This is a genomic window from Klebsiella sp. CN_Kp106, assembly GCF_040064575.1.
Lineage (GTDB): Bacteria > Pseudomonadota > Gammaproteobacteria > Enterobacterales > Enterobacteriaceae > Klebsiella > Klebsiella michiganensis.
This window is the reverse complement of sequence record NZ_JBEAIG010000068.1, coordinates 1-15386: the sequence shown is the minus strand read 5'-3', so window position 1 is coordinate 15386 and position 15386 is coordinate 1. Positions and strand designations below refer to the sequence as shown.

At 53.1% G+C, this 15386-nt stretch carries 17 protein-coding genes; 4 read left to right on the top strand and 13 right to left on the bottom strand.

Going from position 1 to position 15386, the window contains the following annotated elements; translation table 11 throughout:
* Positions 1–5: 5 nt before the first annotated feature.
* Both mdtN and ABLU96_RS22180 read right to left on the bottom strand, forming a co-directional pair.
* Positions 6–1034, bottom strand: coding sequence for a multidrug transporter subunit MdtN (gene mdtN / locus ABLU96_RS22185; protein WP_064404197.1), 1029 nt, complete (start codon positions 1032–1034; stop codon positions 6–8).
* Positions 1035–1040: 6 nt separating this feature from the next.
* Complete coding sequence (locus ABLU96_RS22180) at positions 1041–1313, bottom strand: YtcA family lipoprotein (protein ID WP_014226707.1); 273 nt, start codon at positions 1311–1313, stop codon at positions 1041–1043.
* A gap of 269 nt (positions 1314–1582) precedes the next feature.
* On the opposite strand from ABLU96_RS22180, the gene yjdI reads away from it, so the two are divergent.
* Complete coding sequence (yjdI, locus tag ABLU96_RS22175; protein ID WP_004134525.1) at positions 1583–1813, top strand: 4Fe-4S mono-cluster protein YjdI; 231 nt, start codon at positions 1583–1585, stop codon at positions 1811–1813.
* An 11-nt stretch (positions 1814–1824) separates the two neighbouring features.
* Complete coding sequence (locus tag ABLU96_RS22170; protein ID WP_014226706.1) at positions 1825–2097, top strand: GNAT family N-acetyltransferase; 273 nt, start codon at positions 1825–1827, stop codon at positions 2095–2097.
* A 104-nt stretch (positions 2098–2201) separates the two neighbouring features.
* Here the strand turns inward: ABLU96_RS22170 and ABLU96_RS22165 are convergent, their stop codons facing one another.
* From ABLU96_RS22165 to ABLU96_RS22120, 10 genes are all read right to left on the bottom strand, one after another.
* Positions 2202–3104: a fimbrial protein gene (locus ABLU96_RS22165; RefSeq protein WP_025106042.1), complete on the bottom strand. Its 903-nt coding sequence runs from the start codon at positions 3102–3104 to the stop codon at positions 2202–2204.
* Positions 3105–3121: 17 nt separating this feature from the next.
* Entirely contained in the window at positions 3122–3625 is a 504-nt protein-coding gene (locus tag ABLU96_RS22160; protein ID WP_025106043.1) for a fimbrial protein, read from the bottom strand.
* Positions 3626–3637: 12 nt separating this feature from the next.
* A complete protein-coding gene (locus ABLU96_RS22155; RefSeq protein WP_086074241.1) occupies positions 3638–4168 on the bottom strand; it encodes a fimbrial protein in 531 nt (176 codons plus the stop codon).
* Positions 4169–4177: 9 nt separating this feature from the next.
* Positions 4178–6808: a fimbrial biogenesis usher protein gene (locus ABLU96_RS22150; protein WP_139512566.1), complete on the bottom strand. Its 2631-nt coding sequence runs from the start codon at positions 6806–6808 to the stop codon at positions 4178–4180.
* 73 nt (positions 6809–6881) lie between these two features.
* The gene (locus tag ABLU96_RS22145) at positions 6882–7568 is read right to left on the bottom strand and encodes a fimbria/pilus periplasmic chaperone (protein ID WP_064404339.1); all 687 of its coding nucleotides are present in this window, start codon (positions 7566–7568) and stop codon (positions 6882–6884) included.
* A 73-nt stretch (positions 7569–7641) separates the two neighbouring features.
* Positions 7642–8181 (bottom strand): fimbrial protein, encoded by a 540-nt coding sequence (locus tag ABLU96_RS22140; protein ID WP_064404195.1) that lies wholly within the window; start codon positions 8179–8181, stop codon positions 7642–7644.
* Positions 8182–8252: 71 nt separating this feature from the next.
* Positions 8253–8801, bottom strand: a complete 549-nt coding sequence (gene fimA, locus ABLU96_RS22135; RefSeq protein WP_233932978.1) for a type 1 fimbrial major subunit FimA — start codon at positions 8799–8801, stop codon at positions 8253–8255.
* A gap of 498 nt (positions 8802–9299) precedes the next feature.
* Positions 9300–9890 carry a tyrosine-type DNA invertase gene (locus ABLU96_RS22130; RefSeq protein ID WP_025106049.1) on the bottom strand — a complete coding sequence of 197 codons (591 nt, stop codon included), beginning with the start codon at positions 9888–9890 and terminating at the stop codon, positions 9300–9302.
* A 568-nt stretch (positions 9891–10458) separates the two neighbouring features.
* On the bottom strand, positions 10459–11061 hold the full coding sequence (locus ABLU96_RS22125) for a tyrosine-type DNA invertase (protein WP_025106050.1): 603 nt from the start codon (positions 11059–11061) through the stop codon (positions 10459–10461).
* A gap of 985 nt (positions 11062–12046) precedes the next feature.
* Complete coding sequence (locus tag ABLU96_RS22120; protein ID WP_064404191.1) at positions 12047–12658, bottom strand: LysE family translocator; 612 nt, start codon at positions 12656–12658, stop codon at positions 12047–12049.
* 149 nt (positions 12659–12807) lie between these two features.
* Between ABLU96_RS22120 and ABLU96_RS22115 the strand changes: the two genes are divergently transcribed.
* Entirely contained in the window at positions 12808–13269 is a 462-nt protein-coding gene (locus tag ABLU96_RS22115) for an Lrp/AsnC family transcriptional regulator (protein ID WP_014226704.1), read from the top strand.
* A 417-nt stretch (positions 13270–13686) separates the two neighbouring features.
* On the opposite strand, the gene ABLU96_RS22110 is transcribed toward ABLU96_RS22115, so the two are convergent.
* Positions 13687–14193, bottom strand: coding sequence for a MarR family transcriptional regulator (locus ABLU96_RS22110; RefSeq protein WP_047722953.1), 507 nt, complete (start codon positions 14191–14193; stop codon positions 13687–13689).
* Positions 14194–14273: 80 nt separating this feature from the next.
* Between ABLU96_RS22110 and ABLU96_RS22105 the strand changes: the two genes are divergently transcribed.
* A complete protein-coding gene (locus tag ABLU96_RS22105) occupies positions 14274–15158 on the top strand; it encodes an EamA family transporter (RefSeq protein ID WP_064404189.1) in 885 nt (294 codons plus the stop codon).
* Positions 15159–15386: the final 228 nt, after the last annotated feature.

The window sequence follows — 15386 nt, the reverse complement described above, 5'->3', positions numbered from 1 at the left end:
TCTCCTTATTGCGGCTGCAGAACGGCGCTGGCGGAGGCGCCCATACGAAACAGGTTCGTGTCGGGGTCTTTAACGGCGATTTTGACCGGGAAGCGCTGGGAGACGTGGACCCAGTTGATACTCTTCTGGATCACCGGCAGGCCTTCAATCACGCTGCCGCCGTCGGGCAGAACGCCGGTACCGACCGAGTCGACTACGCCCTCGAAGGCGCGACTGTGGTTGGTCATCACGGTGATTCTGGCCGGAACGCCGGGCCGCACGTTTTTTAAATCGGTTTCGCGGAAGTTCGCCACCACGTACCAGTGGTCGTCATCAAGCAGGGTAAAGACCGGCTTCAGGGCCGAGGCGTACTGGCCGAACGTGGTTTTCAGCGCCACCACCACGCCGTTAAACGGCGCGCGGACTTCGGTAAATTCGAGGTGCAGCTCGGCCAGCGCAATTTGCGCGAGGATGCCCGCCCGCTGCGCCACCATGGCATCGACGCCGGTCACGGCGGCGGAAGCCTGTTTGGCCTGCAGCAGGGTGGCTTCCAGCTCGGCGCGCGCCGCTTTTTCTGCCGTTCGCGCCTGATCAAGATCCTCCTGGGAGGCAAACCCCTGCGGTACCAGCGGCTCAAGGCGAATGCGTGAAGAGGTGGTTTGCTTAACCAGCGCTTTAGCCCGTTCAACGGCGGCGCTGACCGACTGCGCGTTATATTCCTGCGCTTTAATCGTGCGCTGGGTCAGCACGATCTGCGCATCAAGCGTGGTCAGGCGGGCTTTTGCATCGTCGAGCATCGCCTGATAGGGGCGCGGGTCGATGCGGAACAGCAGGTCGCCTTTTTTTACCCGCTGATTGTCGCGAATCGGCATCTCGACGATCCGCCCGCTCACTTCCGGCACCACGTCGATGGTGTCGGCATAGACATAGGCATCGTTGGTTTCCGGCGAGGTTTGCAGCTGCCAGATAACCAGAATCAGCGCCACGATAGCGGCGAGAACGAGCGCCAGCAGGGGCCATTTTTTGCGGATAACGCTTGAGCGGGATGAGGTCATAGGTATCTAGTTTACGAAGAGCAGGAACCACAGAATCGTGGCGAACAGGAACATCAGCGCCAGATAGCTGAAGACCAGCGGAGAAAATCGCGACTGCCATCCTTTACGCACAATCAGGATATGGCAGGGAATAAGTAACAGCGCGGCGCCTGTTAAGCAGAAAAACCAGCCCGGGAATGCGGCGCCTAATACCGGAATCGCCGGGGATAATGAGCAGCCGGAGAGCGTAAATAGCAAGAATAAGAGCGTAGGGCGCGGCAGCTTTACAATGCGATTCAAGACTGAATACCTGAGTGCTCGGGTTAAGGTGAAATGAGTGTAATCTCCCTACCGGGGAAATAAAAGATAGATATAACCGAAGCGTCTGTATTTCATCGATAAACAGAACATTTTCTTTGGATAACGAGTGCATAGAAAATCATTCATTCTGCATTAATGGCGTGAGGCCGCTGGAATATAAATTTCGCCCGTCGCCGATAGTCAGCGGTTGTTGGCAGGGCTATGCTTAGAGCCAAAGCTAAAAAAATAGTCAGAACTGAGGCAATGTCATGGATAAAGAACTACTGGAAGCGGGCTATCGCGCCTATACCGGCGAGAAAATCGATGTCTACTTTAACACCGATATCTGTCAGCACTCGGGTAACTGCGTGCGCGGTAGCGCGAAGCTTTTCAACCTGAAACGCAAACCGTGGATCGTCCCGGATGAAGTGGACGTGGCCACGGTGGTTAAGGTTATTGATACCTGCCCGAGCGGCGCACTAAAGTATCGTCAAAAATAAGCGAGGAAATGATGGAAATACTGGAAGGTCATAACAAGTTTTACGTCAATGACGCCGACGGGAAGCAGGTGGCGGAAATTGTTTTTGTACCCACGGGCGAGCACCTCAGCATTATTGAACACACCGACGTCGACCCCAGCCTGAAAGGTCAGGGGGTGGGGAAAAAGCTGGTGGCGAAAGTGGTGGAAAAAATGCGCGGCGAGCAGCGTAAAATTATTCCGCTATGCCCGTTTGCCAAACATGAATTTGATAATACTCGCGAGTACGACGATATTCGCGCCTGAATAAATGCGCCAGCATGCTGGCGCAACAATTTGAGTCGAGAGCTGGTCACCACGTACTGCGGTACTTTCTATTATAAGTCATCGGCAACCGGCGTGTTACGAGATTACTCATAGACAAATGTTACCCCAATAATTGATTGTACATTGCCAGCGGTCACCTTGCCGCTGGTGCGCGCGTAGGTAGCGGTCAGACCCAGGTTCACCGATGAGGTGCCTACCTTACCCAGCGAGACGTTACGGTTGGCAGGGATGACGGTACCATTGCGAACCATCTGCACGCCAATTCCCTGCGCTGGTGAGGCGGAAGCAGTGTTGCGGAAAATGGAATTACTCGTGTCCGCCGTTGTCCCCGTCAGGTAATAAGCGATGTTTTGATTTTGTGCGCAGTGAATCGTGACGGGGACAGCCATTGTGCCCGGGTAGTCTGGAAGCGTGACGATGACATCTCGGGTTGACACGTCGCAACCGCCAGTGGGGACGACAACATTATTATTAGCGTAGATATTCCAGGTAAAATCCCTGGGGTTTCCGTCGCTGGCAACTTTATGCATATTAAGTCTCGCTATGAGTTCGCCAGCATTAATCACGACGCCGCTCGCGGTGCCTGTTGCCGTAAGATACATGCGCAACGGCAACCCGCGATAGTCCTTATGGGTGATAGAATACACTGATGAATCATTATTCATTGGTAATGGATAACTATTTTTATCCCAATAAATGCTACCGGTAAACGCTGCCAATGCCCCACCAAATGCAGTACCGCTGGTGAGGTTAACGTAGTCAATAATTGAGTTGCTTAAGTCGTCATTTTTACAGTCTATTGAAGAGGATAAATCGACAATCAAGTTTTGCCCCACGCCAATAGAAGGATTCAGAGCGACGTAAACACTCGCCGAGCCGGCAGGCAGCGTTTGCCCTGAATTGACAACTTTACAGGTGAATGCCGCGGCACCCAGCGACCAGCCTATTAGAAGCAGGGTAGTAAAAAGAACAAGGACATTTTTCATTAACACACTCTCCTGGCTCAGGCGTAGGTATAGGTGACGTTAATCACCGCCTGAATAGTTCCTTGGGTGGCGCCGCCGTTGATTGATAAAGCGCGGACTTGCAGTGGAAAACGCACCGACTGCGAGCTATCGTTAACCTCAACCGACTTCTGTTTTCCGTTATTAAGCGTTGTGCCGCTGTTATCCTGCAATTCGAGCTGGATATTGCCCGCAGTCCCCTGATTTTTGTAATAGCCGGTGCTGTCTGCTGTGCCACTAAAAGTGGCTACCACCCGTGAAGTGCCCTCCGGGCAGTTGCTTAAATCGAGCTCGGTACTGTGCCAGGCCGACGCGGAACCTGCTGATACCAGGCTGAAGGTATAGAGTTCCCCCAGATCGACGCTGGCGTTAGTGGTGGAAACGGTACAGGGTTTGGCCACCACTTTGCCGTTAACGGTAATAGTAATGTCGGTGGCCTGCAGCACCGGGGAAAATGCGGTCAGCGTGATTGCCAGAAGCCACCCGGCATGAATCCATTTCATCAGAGCCTCCGTTTACTGGAATTCGAGCGTGAATGTCGCGGTAGCACTAACGTGCCCGGCGGTGACCGGCACCCGGGTGGTCATCAGCCGGGCGTAAAAGTTCAGCGTGTTGGTCCGGCTGGGGGTCAGAATAGTCCACGGGATTGCAGACGACGCGGCATTAAGCGGCAGCGCCGTCTGCTGCGCGTCAAGGATCTGCACGCCCATCCCCGCCGCCGCTGAAGTGCCGCGATCGAGCTGTAACAGGTCGGTATTGATGCTGTCGGCAACGCCAACAAAGCCGACCTTCACCGAGGTGACCGCGCTGCCGCAGGGCGACAGCACAATGCGAAACGGCACCAAAGGCGTTGTGGCTCCGACCCTGGACAGCTGCTTCGCGGTGCTATCCATCAGATCGACGGTAAAATCTTTCGACTCACCCGCCACGGCGCAGGCGTTATCGCGAACGTAGCCGCTGATGGTGATGGTGCTATCCGCCGCGCTGGCGTTGGTAATCACCAGCGACAGGGCGGCGCTCAGTAGATAAAAAGGTATTCTCATCATCATGACTCCTTAACGGCAGACTGCCAACAGCTGGCTCAATGCCTGGTTCTTACTTTCGGGCGGCAGGCTGTAGTCAGCCTCGCAGCTGGCGTTCGGACCTTCGCCCCATTTCGCCAGGACTTTGCCGGCCAGCGGCATCCCGCTCAGGTAGACCTGGCCGTTATCGGCGACGATGCTGCTGCCCTGGCTACCGGCCGGGGTGACCAGCGCGCCGAAGGGAACCGGCTTTCCGTTATAGATGAGCGACATCAGCAGCTTGAGCCCGACGTGGGCTTTAAACTCCGCACGGGCAATCGCGCCGTGGGTCGGGACGACGCTGACAACCGCATCGTCCAGGTCGACGTTATCGGCCAGGCTGTTGGTGTCCAGCGCCACCCGGTTTTCCCGGTATTCGGTGGCGTAGGGCAGCACGGCGTAGCCGCGCCAGTCGGTCTGAACCCCGGTCTGGTTTTCCACTTTGACGTTGTCTGCGCCGGGGGCTTTGATCAGCACCACCGTGTCGTTCATCGGCTGGCTCAGCGTGACGCCGTCGGCGTGAGCCAGCACGCCGCCGCTCAGGCCGTAGTACAGCTGTTTGATACCGTCGCTGCGGCTGTAGCCGACGTTGGCGTTGCCGTAGCCGCCGCGGTAGTTCAGCGCCGCGTAGCCGGTGCCGCCGCTGTTGCCCTCACCGCCGCCGGCGTAGCCGGTCTGCATGCTGTAGCTCAGGTTGTTGTCCTCCAGCAGCGTGCCGTGCAGGCCCGCCAGAGTGCTCATCCGACCATGCAGATCGTTTGACATGCTGCTACTGGCGCTGGCGTGCCGCCAGGCCGATTTGCTGTCGGAACGCAGCCAGTGGCTGAACGGAATATTGACGTTGACTGCCAGCATCTGGTCGCGCCCCTGCTGCCAGGCGTTTTTGGTCAGGCTGTAGCTGAGCGTCCAGTTGATATCATTGACGGCGGTGTTCAGCCCCGCCTGGAGCTGCTGATCGGCCTTGCCGGTGCCCCAGTAGGTCTGATGACTGCCGTTCAGGTAAAGAGTCGCAGTACGCCCCAGCTGCTGGGTGATGCTGGCCTGTATTTTGCCGCGCTTGTTGTAAGCGAGGTTGTAGTAGTCGGTGAACGTCGGCTTCACTTCAATCACCCCGTCCTGGGTCGCGACGTTGTAGCCGCTCATCCGGCTGTAGGTGGTATCGGCGAAGCTGAAGTAGCCGTGCGTGGAGTAGCGGTAACCCACCAGCTGAATATTGGTGCCGGTATCCGTCAGCGACTTGTTATAGAGGAAGCGGACCGACTGACCCTGGTGATCGCTGTCATCGGGCAGGGTGGCATTGGCCTGGGTGACATCCAGCGACAGCGCCCCCAGCTCCCCCATGTTTTTCCCCACGCCGAGGTTAAAGGCGTGGTAGCGGTCCGCCAGCTGGGTGCCGCCGTACAGCGTCCAGCCCGCCGGGAGTCCTTGCAGCAACGTGCCCTGGAAGAATTTAGGTTTCTCCTGCTGATTGTTGCCGCTGCGGTACTCGCCGGCGGTGACCGTATAGCGGGAGTAGCCTTCGCGCTGGAGCACCGGAACGGAAGAGTAAGGGACGGTGAACACCTGACTGCTGCCGTCGGCCTCTTTGATGGTGACCTGTAGATCGCCGCTATTACCGGCCGCATAGAGATCGTTGATGGTAAACGGGCCGGGCGGTACCGTGCTCTGGTAGATCTCATACCCGTTCTGTTTAATCGAGACCTGGGCCGTGCCGCGGGCAATCCCGTGAATGACCGGGGCGAAACCCTTCTGGCTGTCCGGCAGCATATTATCGTCGGAAGCTAACTGCGCGCCGCGGAAGTTGATGCCGTCAAAGATATCGCCGTTGGTGTAGCTGTCGCCAAGGGTCAGGCGCGAGCGTAATGGCGTAACGTCTCGCTCCAGCCAGGTGTTAATGTGCTGCCATTGATTTTCGTTGTTTGCGGAACCGCTGCTGTAGCTCCAGGTGGTGTTGTCGCGCAGGCGCCAGGCGCCGAGGTTCAGCCCGCTCTGCAGGTTCAGGTACGCGTAGTTGCTGCTGCCGCCGATATCGTTATGCACGGTGTTGCCGGTGAAGCTGTAGTTCAGCAGTAGCGCATTGATACCATCATCCCACAGCTCCGGAGGAATGCTACCGCGGGCGCGGTTGCCCATAAATGCCTGAGGAATGGTGAGGTAAAGACGTTGTTGAGCCACATCGAAACGGATCGTCATATCCTCGATCATCTCAGGTAAGGGGACGCAGCTATCGGCGGGCAGTTCCCCCAGCCCTGCGATTGAAGAGGTGCTGAGGCCCATGCTGGCCAACTGCCCGCGGGTAAGGCAGGGCAGCAATCCTTTACCTTTATCTCCGGCATCAAACGTGACGTCGCGGGTGGTCATATAACCGTCATTGAGGTATATATCCACACGGTAGGTTCCCGGCGGTATCTCTTGTCCATTTTCAAAACCGGACAGATCCGCTACGGCGGTAGGATCGTCTGACAGGAACCGTGGATTGAAATAAAACTCTGCCTGCGCAGAAAAAGCCTGTGAGGTGAGTAAAATAAAAAGGGGAATCCTGGCCAGGATGCGTGTTGAGCGCAGGTTATTGCGTCGAATGCATTGTGAGCCCAAATGGTAAAGTCCATATTTCAAATATGACATAGTCCCTCCGGTCTAAAATCGCCGGCTGTCAGTTCTTTTTATTTCAAGCGATAGCGTTAACTATTGCCTTAAGTTATTGTGTTTTACCCGTCATTTTCGGGGTCAGCGCGCCATAATCATTAATTGTCCGGTAGGTAATTTCGCTACCTGCATCGGACGGTAATTTGACGGAGGTCTCTCCTAAAGGCGGCACCAGCGCATTTTCCAGTACCCGTTTTCCAGCATTAAGCTCGGTGACCGTCTGGTAGTACGGCGTTGGATTGCTAAGCGTGAGAACATTTCCATTACGACGAAATGTTAGTTTTTCTGCAGCCTGATCTGGCGAGAGCGCCAGGTTTGCCGGGCGATAATAGAGCTTGATACGGCTGATAATCGCCAACTGCAGGGTATTATCATTAAGCTTTGATTTATCCATTGAAGGAATAGCTTTAACATTGATCCAGAAAAGCGTTTCCCGATCCTGCGGTAATTGATTGTTAGTGGCATCGATAATTCGCAGAGTATTTTCTTTTTTCCCCTGCATAGAAAATAACGGTGGGGTGATGACAAAATGACCATCTTTACTCCCGTCATTATTCTCGATCCATGACTGAATCAAATAGGTGCTTTTCTCGTCATTATTAGTGACGGCTAGCTGGACCTGTTTGAGTTCAGCTGGATAAATAACTCGGGTTGCCCCTAAAGCCACGCCCGCTTCAGCGGAGGAAGTAAAACTTGCCAGGACAGTCATCATCATGCCTGCCAGCAGGCCACGTGTCATTTTCAGCTTATTTTTCACATATATTCCTTGTGTATTCACCGTTATTTCCCTTTTCGGTAGGTTGGCAGGCCAGTTATTGATAGGTTAAAGAAAATGAGGCCTGCGCATTTGCGACGCCTCCAGTCACCTGTTTTCCTGTGGCCCGATACTTTGCAACGAAATGGAGAGTGGTAGGCCCGGAATAAATTTGCATCCACCTTCTGGGAGGGTGATTGAGCGGTATGAGGCTGTTATCTTTGTCGAATAGCGCGATACCTATACCTGTAGCAATCCCCGGTCCTTCACCAATCGAAAGTACGTCTGGATTCTTACCGTCTGCGACCCCTCTGAACGCTACGCCAACATGCCGGCTAACGGTGGTATTACAGTCCTGCAGATGAATATCGAAAGACACAGGGGCGGTATCCTCGCCGGCTGAGTGAAATCGGTTACTGGAGATCTGTCCCATATTGACGATCATCTGCCTATCCCCGGCTTCTACCCGGCAGGATTCAGCGATAATTTCTCCCTGAAAATGCATATTTCCACCGGGTAAAGTGACGTTCCACCGATTACCCGCCAGGGCGAGTGGCGGTAGCAGAAAAATGAACAAACCTAATCTCATTTTATGCATCGTGATCGCTCCAGTTGTTTAGTGAAAAACGGGCCATCCTGGCCCGAATTGCTTCCTTGCCAACAAATGGATTATTCGTACTGGACTTTAAAGGTCGCGTCAGCGTTAGCGATACCGGCAGTGGCTGCACCGGTTGCGTAGTAGCGAGCCTGGAACGAAATGACGTTAGTGCCGTCGTTCAGGGTAGACGCCTTGCTGAAGGTTGCGCCATCCAGTGCCAGCGGGGTACCGGTGCTGTCGAGGATCTGTACGCCAACGTTGGTTGCGCTGCCCGCAACGGAGTTCTGCAGTGCCAGTACGTTTGTATTGGTGTTATTAACCGCAGTACCAGAGAACGCAACAGACGCTTTAGTTGCAACGGTGGTGTCACATTCATCCAGCTGGATATTGAAACCAACGGAAGAGCTGGTGCTGCCAGCGGTAGCCAGTTTTGCTGAACGCACCTGACCTAACATAACGGTTTGATCGAGAGAACCGGCATCTACCGCACAGGCTGCGTTGACCACTTCCCCTTTAAAATGCACGGTGCCGCCGTTTACGGTGGTGGTTGCGGCCAGAGCAACGGTAGAACTCAGGGAAAGAGCTGACAGAGCAACGATAGCCAGTGTTTTGATTTTCATGTTGTTTTCCTTTAAACATTATCGATATTACGAACCGTTGTTGGCAGTCGTTATGCCTTCCAGGCACTCCATTTTTAGCCGATGGTCCGACTGCCGGTTCTTCAAAGTTTTTACCTGACTGATGTAACAGTTAGGACCATTTTGACTCATTGAAATAAATGCCTTGTTTTATCGCTTTTCATTTTTTTAAGCGGGTTTTTAATCTGTTTTTTGTTGTTTTCTTGGTTCTTTATCGTATGTGGTGAGGTGGGGAAGGAAAACAAACAAGCTGATGATGAGAGTCGATGGAAAAGTGAATATGCTGAAACAGGAGGAGGAATACCATAAATGGTGGAGGGTAATTTATTTATAAATCAGGTGGTTATATTTATTTTGCCAAAAAAGAACATATTTGAGTTGCAGAATGTTTCAAAACTTTTTTATCATACGGACAGTTTGGTCCTAATTGACCCATTCGTTTTTCAAAAAAAAGAAAAAAATCAATAAATTAGCCACAAATTATTGATTGTATAAATTTTCAGCTAATAAGTTTTTTCTCTCCCATAATCCAGCGAATCGAGCAGCGTTACTGGCGGTATATCGTACTGTGTGGCGAATGTTACGATGACCGAGATAATCCTGTATCAGGCGGGTATCCGCTCCTCTCTCTGCCAGTTCGTAACCACAGGCATGGCGTAACATATGCGGATGGGTAGGCGTAGCGGTGCCGGCAGCGATACCTGCGCTTTTAATGATGCGGTAAGCCTGTTGACGGGAAAGTCGGGTGCCGCGGCGCGAGATGAACACCGCATCGCTTTTATCTGCCCTATACCAACTGGCGCGAATCTGGCTCCAGCATTCAAGCGCGTCACGTTCATCAAAACGCAAGGGATGCACCGTGGAGAAGCCGTTCTTCAGCCGACGGATATTGATGCGTCCTTCATTGAGATCAAAATCCCGATAATGCAAATCAAGAAGTTCACTGATGCGCATACCATGGCGAAACGCTAGCAAGATAAGGCAATAATCGCGTTCGCCGGTAGGGCCATGACGTACAGCTAACATCATTGCCTGAACTTCTTTAGCTGTAAGAAAACGACGTCGATTCATAATGTATCACTCCTGATATATGCATGTGGGCGGATGTCGCGGGACAAATCATCAGCATGCGTCAGACGCACCGCAATAAAGCCGAAAATTATCTGCGCATATACCCGTCATACTTCCAGTTGCTTGTGCGTTGGCAATACTCGGCCTCCTCCTTACGCGGCCAGCGCAAGCGCTGTGCAAAACGGTTAACCGTGTTGTCCTGCAACGCGATTTATTTAGGGTATATAAATACGGGTTACTGAAGCTGTGATAAGTTCAAGCTGACAAATTTGTCACCCATAATGTTTATCGATTTTTATTTGATATCACAAGAGACGCGCAGTCCCCCTGCTATCAGGTTATTAAAATTAAAGGAAAAATAATTAAATCTGATGGGTTTGAGAAATATCTTACTTAAATATTTTGCATTACAGCAAATCAGTGCGGAAAGTCATAATTATTTTGCAATGTAGTTATGTGTGTGACTGTTTTGATTTTAATAGTAACGAGTGGGTATGTGTTGGCGCTAAAGATGTATTCGCTGCGTACGGAAGGATTTCGACGCCGTAATCGGCGTCGAAGAGAAGGGTTATAAAATAACTCGCCTTTTTTTATCGCGGGCGCTATCCCAGATACCATAGAAACGACCAGCATTGCTGGCGGTATACCAGACGGTATGGCGAATATTTCGATGACCGAGATAGTCCTGAATCAGACGGGTATCAATGCCCATGTTGGCCAGAGCAAAACCACATGAGTGGCGAAGCATATGCGGATGGATTTCAATTGGCAGGCCGGCATTGCCACCTGCGACTGAGATAACATGATAAAACTGCTGCCGCGATAAAGGATTTCCTTTACGTGACAAAAATAACCATTCGCTGTCTGCCTGCGGATAGGTTTCCCGAACAGTCAGCCAGCTTTTTAATGCCTGAATTTCTTTATTAATTAATGGGTGGGAGGTCGAGAATCCTCTTTTCAGCCGGTGGACGTAGATACATTTTGACTGAAGATCGATATCTGAGACCCGCAGACGGCAGATCTCACTGGCGCGTAGCCCGTGAATAAAGCACAGCAACGTCAAACAGTAGTTACGTGTGGCGTGAGCTCCTGTGTTCGCTGCGGCTAACAGTGCCTCAATTTCGTTTTGCGTTAAGAAATTCCTTTTCGTATTGCCTGTATTGCTCTTCATAATGTCCCTTTTATTACGCGATATGGGGCTAGCATCCAGCTAACAGCCATTTAACTAATGGATACCGGTCATACTTCCACTTGCTTGCGCATTGGCTTCTGAGTGACTCGTCATCATCCATGATGACCTTGCCCTTACGGGCTTTCGCTCACCCCCGTTACTGACTCCAGTAACTCCCGGGGACTCGCCTTTCAGCTTCACCCCGTTGGGCCAGCCTAAGCGCTTTTCAAAACGTTTATTCGCTTTGTTCAGTAATTCGAATTATTTAGGGTATATATTATTACTCCATTTTATTTCTTGAACATGAATGTTTAGATTGATTTTTTTCTGCGTGTGAAATCAATACTATTTCGGATAAGTATATAATGGGCCTGATTTATGTCTCGGAGCGGAAATTGAAGTCCAGCCAGTAAGCGTAAGAGTTGGTGGCATAAAAGAGTTGTAGCCGCTTGAGTTACGTACAATAGATATTCTTTTATTATGCTACTTCACATGCTTCTCATGATTTATTTGTTGTATTCAATTTGCGAGGTGAATTGTATCATTTGTTATGGTGTGCTGTTTGTTTATATCCATTTTTATGATGCTGGCATGTATTTGAGTCTCAATCCCAAAAATGCCGTTGGCTTGCTTTTTGATTTATTAATTGCTGAAAAATCAATAAGTTAAATTGTTTGATGTGAGGGTTTTCCTGGAACCAACTCAGTGCGAAGATAATATATCTTTTTTACTAAAGAGAAACTACAACACATGTTAAACAAAACTAAAAAAGCTGACTGAAGTAAACCAATTTCAACATTTAAGAGAGAGGGGGAATTACGTATAACTACGTAATGGATGAGAAGGATAGTAGAGATGTTACATGTATCAAATAGCTGTACATAATCAAAGATTGGCATATGCATATTCACATATAAGCTTTAGCTTCGGCACAACAACGAATAACACTGAGTGTGAGATCTGATCTCACACTCTGGCTATTTGGTTAAGTCAACTCTCCGTAAATCAGGATGGAGGCGGTCAGAATCATAATAGAGCCGGATAGCATACTAATTAAATACGCCACATGAGGGCGGGTTGTTAGAATAGCGCGTGAACAGTATCCAACGACCAGGTAAACCAGTGTGCAGGTTAACAGATGTAAACTGCTGAGTATCAGCATTTGCTGCGTAACCGACCAGCTTCCCTGGGGGTCGGTAAACTGCGGCAGGAGGGCCAGAAACAGAAGAAAGACTTTTGGATTCAGGCCGCTAATGCATAATCCCTTAATCGCCCAGCGATTCCAGCTGCCCGCGCTGTGCTGCTGGGTATCAGGCATCGGCGGATGGCGTAAAATAGCGATCCCCAACCACATCAGATAGCCTGCGCCCAGCAGCGTGAGCGTCGATAGTGCCAGCGGATGATTGGCGATTAACACGCCGATTCCGGCGATGACGATCAGCGTGGCCAGCAGGTGGCCAGACATGAGTCCGGCGACGGCGGGTATCACGCGCCGTCCGTTGATCCCCGCGCTGATGGTATAGGCCCAGTCAGCGCCCGGCGTAATGATCAGCAGAAAGGAGATCAGCCAAAAGCTGGCGATAAAGCTCATTTCCATGGACGGCTCACCTCTGCGTGCTGACGGCAATTTCTCATCATTTTCCCTCGTTAAGCGGCGGTTATTTGAGGGAAAGAATATCGAGTTTATTGCGCAATGAGCTTTCAATGTTATGCTTTAAGGCGTTCTTCTGAGGGAAAATCTTCCAAATGGATAGCATCGATCGAAAAATTCTTGCTGAGCTACAGGCTGACGGACGGCTGTCGATAACCGAGCTGGCCGAGCGGGTGAATCTCAGCCTTTCGCCCTGTCATCGACGGCTGCGGACGCTGGAGCAAGAAGGGGTGATTACCGGCTATCGGGCTAATCTGGATCCGGCAAAAATGGGCTTTAACTTTTTGGCGATCGTCTTCGCGACGCTAAAAGAGGGCGATAAGAAAGCGGTAAGCGCGTTTGAGGAAGCGGTGGAAGAGATACCGCAAATCGTGCTGGCGCAGCGCCTGTTTGGCGATCCGGACTATCTGATGCACGTGGTAACCCGCGATCTCCCGGCGTTCCAGAAACTGTATGATGACAAACTCTCGGCAATGCCCGGCGTGCAGCACCTGCGGTCGACGCTGGTGATGAAAACGGTTGTGCAGGATCGCCCGTTTCCGCTCGGTAAGGGGTGATTATGCCACTCTGCGATCAGCTCCCGGGGGCGGCGCAAAGCGCCTGCCCGGGCTACAGGTTAACAGCCGTCCGCGGGCCGGTAACCCGGACAGATGCGTAAGCATCGCCTCCGGGAAATTCAGCTACTCTGCGCTCTGCTCCCCGGTCGCGGCTAACGCCTTACCGGGGCTACGGGTTCACCGCCGTCCGCGGGCCGGTAGCCCGGACAGATGCGCAGCATCGCCTCCGGGAAATTCAGCTACTCTGCGCTCTGCTCCCCGGTCGCGGCTAACGCCTTACCGGGGCTACGGGTTCACCGCCGTCTGCGGGCCGGTAGCCCGGACAGATGCGCAGCATCGCCTCCGGGAAATAACGGTGGTGCTTCATCAACCGCCATCCGGCAACAAGGTAAGCGCCTTATTCAAAGCGGGTGGGTATTACTCTTTTTCCAGCAGGCGCATAAAAATCGTCAGCGCTTCATCAAGCTGATGGCGCTGCGCCGCTGAGAGTCCACTTAGCAGCTCCCGCTCATTCTCCACGTGACTTTCCACCGCCCTGTCGATTAACTCTCGCCCCTCTGGCGTCAGCGCGACCAGCATGCTGCGCGCATCGTCCGGGTTTGGCAGACGGCGAATAAACCCCCGTTTTTCCAGCGCTTTCAGACGATGGGTCATGGTGCCGGAGGTGATCATTAACGTTGAAAAGAGCTGGGTGGGCGACAGCACGAACGGTTCGCCCGCCCGCCGCAACGTCGCCAGCATATCAAACTCCCAGCGCACTAAATCATGACGAAGAAAAGCCGCTTCAATGCGCGGCTCCAGCAGCAGCGCGCAGCGTTTCAGGCGGCCAAACGGCCCCATCGGACTGCAATCGAGATCGGGACGTTCCCGTTTCCACTGTTCAAGAATGCGATCCACGGCGTCGGTCTGCGGTGATTTGTCCATTAATGCTCACTTGTCTTGATATCAAGATAAATATCGATACATACTTAGGCCACAATTTACCTTGATGTGAAGATAAAATCATGGCCTTTGTTTCGCGCAATTTGATGGTTGATCTGTTTTTAACCGCGCTGGCCCCCGCCATCTGGGGCAGCACCTATATTGTGACCTCGCAGTTTCTGCCGCCGGATCGGCCGTTTATCGCCGCGCTGCTGCGGGTGCTGCCGGCCGGGATCGCTCTGCTGATCTGGAGCCGCCGTTTCCCGCTGCGCGCCGAGTGGTGGAAGCTGATCGTTACCGGGATCCTGAATATCGGCGCGTTTCAGGCGCTGCTGTTTATTGCCGCCTATCGGCTGCCGGGCGGCCTGGCGGCGGTGATAGGGGCGATCCAGCCGCTGCTGGTGATGCTGTTGGCCTGGTGCGTCGATCGTCAGCGATCGCCCTGGCTGGCGGTGCTCTCGGCATTGATGGGGATCGCGGGAATGGCGATGCTACTGCTGTCGCCGCAAACCACGCTCGAACCGCTGGGGATCGCCGCGGCGTTTCTGGGGGCGATGAGCATGGCGCTGGGAACCTGGCTGTCGCGTCGCTGGGCGATCGCTTTGCCGGTTATCGCACTGACCGGCTGGCAGCTGCTGATTGGCGGTATCGTACTGGCACCAATTGCGTTACTGGTCGATCCGCCGCTGCATCAGGTGACGCCGACTCAGGCGGCGGGCTATCTGTGGCTGTGCGTTGCCGGGGCTATGCTGGCATACGGCCTGTGGTTTCGCGGTATCAGCCGACTTTCCCCGGTGGCGGTGTCGGCGATGAGCCTGCTGAGTCCGGTGACGGCGGTGCTATTAGGCTGGGTTTTCCTCGGGCAAAAGATCGAGGGGCTGGCGCTGGTGGGGCTGGTGATTGTGCTGTTCAGCGTGCTGTCGATTCAGCGTGCGTTATCGAATAAGAGAGCTGTAGCAGGTCGGTAAATCCCGGAGGCGATGCTGCGCATCTGTCCGGGCTACCGGACCGCAGACGGCGGTGAACCTGTAGCCCGGGCAAGGCGCGTCAGGCGCCGCCCCCGGGAGCAGCGCGCAGAGTGGCTGAATTTCCCGGAGGCGATGCTGCGCATCTGTCCGGGCTACCGGCCCGCAGACGGCAATGAACCTGTAGCCCGGGCAAGGCGCGTCAGGCGCCGCCCCCGGGAGCAGCGCGCA